The sequence below is a fragment of the Streptomyces nanshensis genome, from assembly GCF_001751255.1.
In the GTDB taxonomy this organism is placed as follows: domain Bacteria; phylum Actinomycetota; class Actinomycetes; order Streptomycetales; family Streptomycetaceae; genus Streptomyces; species Streptomyces nanshensis_A.
This window is the reverse complement of record NZ_LJGW01000671.1, coordinates 1-5,455: the sequence shown is the minus strand read 5'-3', so window position 1 is coordinate 5,455 and position 5,455 is coordinate 1. Positions and strand designations below refer to the sequence as shown.

4 protein-coding genes are annotated in these 5,455 nt (G+C 69.9%); 1 reads left to right on the top strand and 3 read right to left on the bottom strand.

The genetic code is table 11. The features are described 5' to 3' along the window. Positions 1-88 precede the first annotated feature (88 nt). The 3 genes from AN218_RS31380 to AN218_RS31370 form a co-directional block, all read right to left on the bottom strand. A complete protein-coding gene (locus tag AN218_RS31380) occupies positions 89-991 on the bottom strand; it encodes an SCO0930 family lipoprotein (RefSeq protein WP_070020416.1) in 903 nt (300 codons plus the stop codon). Between the two features lie 403 nt (positions 992-1,394). Beyond that, the gene (locus AN218_RS31375) at positions 1,395-2,966 is read right to left on the bottom strand and encodes an NADH-quinone oxidoreductase subunit NuoF family protein (RefSeq protein ID WP_070020415.1); all 1,572 of its coding nucleotides are present in this window, start codon (positions 2,964-2,966) and stop codon (positions 1,395-1,397) included. Then, complete coding sequence (locus AN218_RS31370) at positions 2,966-3,568, bottom strand: hypothetical protein (protein WP_070020414.1); 603 nt, start codon at positions 3,566-3,568, stop codon at positions 2,966-2,968. Before AN218_RS31370 ends, AN218_RS31375 begins: the two co-directional genes overlap by 1 nt. A gap of 950 nt (positions 3,569-4,518) precedes the next feature. Here AN218_RS31370 and AN218_RS31365 point away from each other — a divergent pair. Continuing rightward, positions 4,519-5,289 carry a PucR family transcriptional regulator gene (locus AN218_RS31365; protein WP_244900880.1) on the top strand — a complete coding sequence of 257 codons (771 nt, stop codon included), beginning with the start codon at positions 4,519-4,521 and terminating at the stop codon, positions 5,287-5,289. The last annotated feature ends 166 nt before the right edge of the window (positions 5,290-5,455 follow it).

Genomic DNA, 5,455 nt, shown 5'->3' with positions numbered 1-5,455 from the left:
GTCCCGGGGGACGGCGCAGGGAGGCGGGCCCTGGAGAAAGCTCCGGCTCGGTGCGGTGCCGCCGCGGCCGGGGCGCGGTTCGCGCGGATCAGGGAGTGACGCCGGCCTTCTTGCCCTTGTCGGTGGCCGCGTGCCAAAGACCCATCTTGCCCTGGCCGTTGATGTCGCCGGCCTTCTTGTCGCCCTTGAACCAGTAGAGCGGCCAGCAGTCGACCGAGAGCTGCTTCGTGCCGTCCGCGCGCTCATAGGTGCTCAGCAGCTTCGGGTCGACGCCCTCGACCTTGTCCTTCTCGACGGCCTTCGCGGGCACCCACGACTTCAGGCAGTCGCCGTTGCAGTTCGACTTCATCGGCCAGGCCGAGTCCTTGTCGAACCGGTAGAGCGTGTGGCCCTTGGCGTCGGTGAGGATCTTGCCGAGTTCCTTGTTCTCGACCGCGGTGAGCTGCTTGACGTTGCGGGCGCTGGCCTTGCCGCCGTTGGGGGCGAGCGCGTTCCACATGCCCTTCGCGCCGTGGCCCTCGAGGTCGCCCGGCTTGGCGTCCTTGGCGAACCGGTAAGCCGGCCAGCCGCCGACCGTGAGCTGGTACGAGCCGTCGGCGCGCTTGACCTTGCCCAGGTCCTTCTTGGCGATGCCGGCCGTCGCCTCGGCGTCCTTGGCGGGCACCGGGGGCCACATCTTCTCGCAGTCGCCGTTGCAGTTGGACTGGGACGGGGCGGCGGTGTCCTCGTCGAAGCGGTAGAGCGTCCAGCCCTTCGAGTCGGTGACGACGTCGCCCAGCTTGGCGGTCCTCTTGACCTGAAGTTCCTTGGCCGGCTCTTCCTTCCGGCTGGTGCCGCTGGAGTCGCCGCCGCCGCTGCTGTCGTCGGCTGCCTGCCCGGCCGGTTTGAGCTTCTGACCGGAGTAGTCATTTCCGTTGGAGCCGCAACCCGTGGCGAACAGGGCGACGGCGAGCGCGGTCCCGATCAGAGCCACGTGACGCTGCATTCTCATGACCGCTCCTTCAGTACTGGATATGTGTGGCTGGCATGTGAGTGTGGTGCAGGAGGGTTTCACGCGGCGGAAAGTTGTCCGATCGTGCCAAACGGCAGGGTTCCCCATCGGGGTGGAATGTGCTCGGGGTGAATTCCCCGCGAAATCCCGCCTGTTGGCGGCCCTGAGCGGGCTCGCGTACGGCCCCCGAAGGGCACCGTGCGGGCCGTCCCGTACGCGTACGAGGTGTCCGTACGCCCCGCCCGTACGGACCTGTCCGTACGACGTATCCGAGCGCCGTACCGCCGATGCGAGGGCGGAGGGCGACAGCGCGTCCCCGTACCGCCGTTGCCCTCCGCCGTCCGCTACCGCTCCACCGTCCTTGGCCGCGCCTGTCCCGTCCCGTCCCGGCCCCCGTCCCGGCTCAGCGCTCCACGATCCGCAGCGCGAGCGCCGGGCAGCGGCGCACCGCGCGCTGTGCCTGCTTCTGCATGTTCGGCTGGATCGTCGCGGAGGCGCCCGTGGGGTAACCGTCGACGTCCAGCTCGATCATGTCCGGGACGACGCCCGCGCACAGCCCGTGCCCCTGGCACAGCGTCCAGTCGACGACGAGGCGCTTCTGCTTCTGCTCCAACTGCGGTGCGGGGCGCTGCGGTTTGTCGGGACGCTCCGGGGGCCGGTAGCCGGCGGCGAGGCGTACGGCCTCCGGCACGGCCAGGCAGCCGAAGACGGGCCGGCCGCAGCCGCGGCCCAGCGCGTGCTCCTCGAAGTCCTCCGCGAAGGTCTCCAGCGCCGATTCGACCAGCCGCGCCGTACCGTCCGGATGGCTGCACGCGCCGCGCTTCTTCACGCCCCGGGTGCGGGCCCGTATCTGCGCGAGCGCCTCCTCGCCGCCGCCGTCCGCGGCCCAGGCCACGGTGTCGGCGAGGGCGGGCAGCCCCAGGAAGCACGGGCCGCACTGTCCTGCGGACTCCTCCGCCATCCAGCGGGCAACGAGTTCGACCTCGCCGACCGGGCAGGTGCCCTCGGGCAGCGGCAGCACCGCGCCCGCGCCGAGCGTCGCGCCCAGCGAATCCAGCGAGTCGCGGGAGATCCGCGCCTGCCAACAGGTGTCCCGTTCCAGGAACTTGCCGTGGTAGCCGCCGATCAGCACGCCCTGGCCCGGGTCGATGCCGCACAGCCCCAGGATGTAGGGCAGCGGCGCACCGGTCGGCGTCTCCACGACCTTGTCGCCGCCCACGGTCAGCAGCACGGTGCCCGGCTCCGTGGGCAGGCCCACGTTGCGGAAGTCGAGCGCGCCCAGGCGTGCCCCGACGGCGAGTTGAGCGAACGTCTCGGTGTTGGACAGCAGCGTCGGCAGGCCGTCGACGCCGGCGTCGCTCGCGCGGATCCCGCTGCCCGAGGGCAGCACCGGGAGCTGGTTGAGACCGCTGACGACGGAACTGGACTCACCCGTGACGAAGCGTTCCGGCATGCGGACGACGCGGATGCGCGGGCCGCCCGGACCGCGTTCGGCGACGGCGTCCCGCACCGACCGCTCGACGTCGGGACGCGTCACGGCGACGTTGACCTCGCCCGAGTTGAGCGCACGGGCGCAGAGCATCGCCCCGTCCAGCACCAGATGCGGCGAGAACAGCAGCAGCGCGGTGTCCTTGAGGCAACTCGGCTCGCCCTCGCTGCCGTTGACGACGACGGCCGCGCGGGCCTGCTGACGGCGGTGCGCCGACTCGATGACGGCCCTGAGCTTGCGGGCGAAGGGGAAGCCGGCGCCGCCCCGGCCCCGCAGATCGATGTTGTCGGCGAGGTCGACCAGCTCTTCCAGCCGCATTTCGGGCATCGTCCCGTGCACCGTCAGATGACCGACGCGCTCCAGGCGCCGGGTCCATCCCGCGCCGGTGCCCAGTCCCGCGAGCAGCCGCGGCGGCCCGAACGAGGCGAGGGAGGGCACCGCGTCCGCGCTGGACGCGGAGACGGGGGAGGGCACGACTGATGTCACTATTGCTCCTTCTTGCGCTTGTCCGCCGCATTGCGCCCGGGAGCCAGGCGCATCATCAGGGCGACGGTGACTCCGGTGAGAGCTACGGCGTATCCCCAGTCGACCCAGTCGACGACCGCACGGCCCGCGCGCAGACCGTGGATCAGGGAGGCGCCCCAGGCCAGATAGGCGGTCATGTGCAAGGCGCGCCACAGCCGCGACTGCCCCTTGCGAGCGAAGGCGCCCCGCACGGCGCCCGTCACCGTCACCGCCACGAAGAGATATCCGGCGACCGTGCCCAGTCCGATCAGGATGGGCTGTGCTCCGTCGAGCCCGGGAACGGCCGCTGCCTGCCAAGTCGTCGACCCGAGCGTGATCTTCGACCAGATGTGCAGACCGAGGAAACCGAGGCCGCCGACGGCGGAGCCACGGTGCACGGCCTGCGCGATCAGCCGGTGGTTCGGGTCGAGCAGCAGCCGGTCCGCCGCCGCCACGCCCCACAGGACCGAGAACGACAGCAGCAGCAGCGCGAAGACGCCGGACCCGAATTCGATGAACGCCCAGAGTCTGTCGAGTGATTGATTGCTGATCGCGAAGACGATCGCCAGTGCCGAGACGATCACGAACGCGGTGTACCGGGGGACGAAACGCGCCGCGGTGCCGCGCCCCGGGGTGTCTGCCTCGATGCCGGGCGCCTCTCTGGGGTCCTGGACCGAGCGCTGACGTGCCCGGCGAGGGGAGAGGTCACCTCGCCTGGTGGCTACGGGCGCCGTGGGGCGGCGCTTCGCCGGCGGAACACGGATCTGTTCTGGGGACATCCGTATCTTCCGATCGCACTGTCGCCGAAGTCCGACCTGACCCTCGGTCCCGCATGTGCCGTATACCGCAAAGCAGTTGAATCAGGAATGACCAGTGACGTTCTGGTGTGAACCCCTCTACTTTGCGGAGCCGGAATACGGTGGTCGGGATGCAGAAGCATCTCGGAACTCCCCGGGACCTTCACAGGATTTATCGCTCTGTGACAAATTCTGGCAGTGGGATCGCCGCCGCACCCTGCGGTGTCGATGATGCCCCTTCAGGGGAAGCAGGGGGACCCTCAACTCCGGAGCCGGGGCGGGATACCGGTTACCGGAGGCAACCTCCGCGGGCTTGTCCTCCCGTGCTCGGGCAGGCCCAACCCGGCAGGAACGAGGTAGAGATGAGCGACGTTCTCAACCGCATCCGCTCTCGCCCCCGTGGCGAGTGGGCGCGCGTTCAGAGAAAGGAGCTGCCCGCCGTCGCAGACCAGGTGGTGGAAGCTCTACAGCGCAGCATACCGGCAATGTCCGCTTTTCTGCGCGAAATTGACCGCGAAGATGCTCAATGGGCCGTTGAACAGGCATTGCTGGCCGCATTGGGGCATCACTCCCCGGAGTCGAAGGAAACGGATCAGGGAACCGCGACCCAGGCCGACAACGTCACAGCGGCGGTTCCCATCGACCGTGCCCGTCGGCAGCTCTTCACCGCACTCATGGGAGAGGAGGAATTCCCGGAATCACGTCTGACGGAACTGGCCAGGTCAGCAAGGTGGCCGTTGCCCGAGACCGTGCGTGCGATCGCCCTCGCCTCACCCAGCGAGGTCCCCCAGCTCGCCGCCGCGCTCGGCAACGCACTGGTCAGTCCCGTCGAGAGTGAGCTGTGCCTGCTGATACCCGACCCCGAGGACGACCGCGAAGCACTGGAGAACGTGCTTCGCGGCCGTACTGCTGCGGTCGGGCACACCGTCCCGCTGAACGACGCGGGATCATCGGTGCGTTGGGCCCGGCGGCTGCTCGAACTGACGCCGCCTCCCGGGGCACCGGGCGGCGCTCCGGGGCCTGCAGGCGCCGGCGGCGGCGTCGCCGGAGGCGTCAACCCCGCAGCCGGCGTCAACCAGGACGGCAAGGTCCTCTTCGTCGACGACCATCTGTCCATGCTCCTGCTGTTGCAGGACGAATCGCTCGCCTGCGCTCTCTCCTCCCGCTGGCTCGGTCCCCTCGCCGAGCTCACCCCGCGGCAGAGCGAGCGTCTCGAAGTCACGCTGCTGGCGTGGCTGGAGAGCGGTGGAGCACCCGAGGCGGCGAAGACGCTTCAGGTGCACCCGCAGACGGTGCGGTACAGGCTGCGGCAGATCGAGAAGCTCTTCGGCTCCGCGCTGCGCGACCCGCGTACGCGCTTCGAGCTGGAGATGACCCTTCGCGGCCGTCGGCTGCTGGGCCAGATACGGCGCCAGCGCACCCGCGCGGGACGCCGGGCACGCAACGTCACGGCAGCGGGCGTCCGTCCGCTCGGTGTCGCCCGCGAGGCCCGCGTCAACGGTCTCTGACCGTCCGCACCCGGTGTTCGCGCACCGGATGCCGGCCCGGACCCTCCGGGTGACCCACTGAGAACAGCGCCACAGAACAACAACCGCACACCACAACCGAACAGCGCAGCGGAACACCACAACGGAAAACGGAAGCGGCCCGGACACAGATCCTGTGTCCGGGCCG

Coding starts and splice junctions, on each gene's coding strand:
- AN218_RS31380 (WP_070020416.1), bottom strand. CDS start 991: ATGAGAATGCAGCGTCACGTGGCTCTGATCGGGACCGCGCTCGCCGTC.